Below are 389 nucleotides of genomic sequence, written 5' to 3' on the forward strand. Positions count from 1 at the left end.
GCCATAGAGTGACTCGCCAGTCCTGCAAGACCTGCAACCGCACCTGCAATAAAGCCTGTTATAACAGAGGCAATCATTGGACGTTTTAAACGAATAGCTACCCCATATAATGCAGGTTCAGTAATACCTGCAATAATCGCTGATGATGCTGCAGCCAATGATGTTTGACGCAATTCTCTATTTTTAGTTTTGAACGCTACTGCAAGTGAAACTCCACCAAGAGATAAGTTTGCACCAATCTCAGATGGCATAACCATACCCTCTTTACCTGTTTCAGCAATTGTTTGAACAATTGTTGGTGTGAACACACGGTGCATACCTGTCATAACTAATAATGGCCATAATGCACCAACAATTGCTACAGCTAAGAACCCTAATTTATCATGTAC

General features: G+C 41.6%; 1 protein-coding gene. It reads right to left on the reverse strand.

The window, feature by feature from the left end; genetic code table 11:
* On the reverse strand, positions 1-317 hold a 317-nt coding region (locus E4T88_RS17820; RefSeq protein WP_260393733.1), incomplete at its 3' end, for a PTS transporter subunit EIIC.
* Positions 318-389: the final 72 nt, after the last annotated feature.

Origin of the sequence: Dysgonomonas mossii (assembly GCF_004569505.1) — a bacterium.
GTDB lineage: Bacteria > Bacteroidota > Bacteroidia > Bacteroidales > Dysgonomonadaceae > Dysgonomonas.